A 709-nucleotide genomic window follows, 5' to 3' on the forward strand; every position below is an offset into this window, starting at 1 on the left:
AAGAAATGACATTTTTAGTGAGCTATTAGAAGGACTCGGTGTTGGCCCCGTAGCAGGAGAAGTTCTGCTTGCCGGTTTAAACGCCTCGCCGAAGTTAATGCAACACGCAGAGCAAGAACTCATCGAAGAAGTTCAGCGCCGCAGGCAGCAACAGCATCAGTTGCAAGGCGTGCAGGGTAAAAGACGAAAGCGACCAACCATGATGCGCGGTATGGTGATCTAGAGGTTTGGATATGACGAATATGACAACAACGGGCTCAGCAACCGGTGCGGCAACCGCCGCCGCAAGCAGTACGCCACTGCCAACGTTTGGACAAAGCCTAACAGAGCAATTGACCCCAATTGTAGGTGATGCGGAAACTGAGCAGCTTGCTTCACTGATCGCACATTTACCAACCATTAAAGGTCAAACTGACGAACAGAGCATCGCACTTTACGTCGATACGCTGACTCAATTGAAAGAGAAAAACAGCGCATTTTCGGGTGCTGCGCTCAGCGAAAGCGAATCTATTTGGACGAAGTCACTACAAGGCGCGAGTTCAAACGGTGAAGTGGACGCCGCCGAACTTACGACGCAGATGAACAATGCATTGGCAAGTCAGTTCCAAACTTGGTTTGCCGACCAGCTTACGGACAAAGTGGATTCGTCATTGCCGACTCAGTTTGTGAGTCAATTTCAGCTTGGAACCGAAAGCACGCAAGCGCAGCA

The 709-nt window shown here is 50.4% G+C and carries 1 protein-coding gene and 1 pseudogene; both read left to right on the forward strand.

The annotated features are described in order from the left end of the window. Positions 1 to 223, forward strand: a 223-nt coding sequence (vcrG, locus tag R7E78_RS26630) for an LcrG family type III secretion system chaperone VcrG (protein ID WP_318058675.1), incomplete at its 5' end; no start/stop codon positions are given. Positions 224 to 227: 4 nt separating this feature from the next. Next, a pseudogene (locus R7E78_RS26635) lies at positions 228 to 709 on the forward strand (Type III secretion cytoplasmic LcrG inhibitor); the annotation flags it as partial.

Source organism: Vibrio sp. YT-19(2023) (assembly GCF_033337395.1).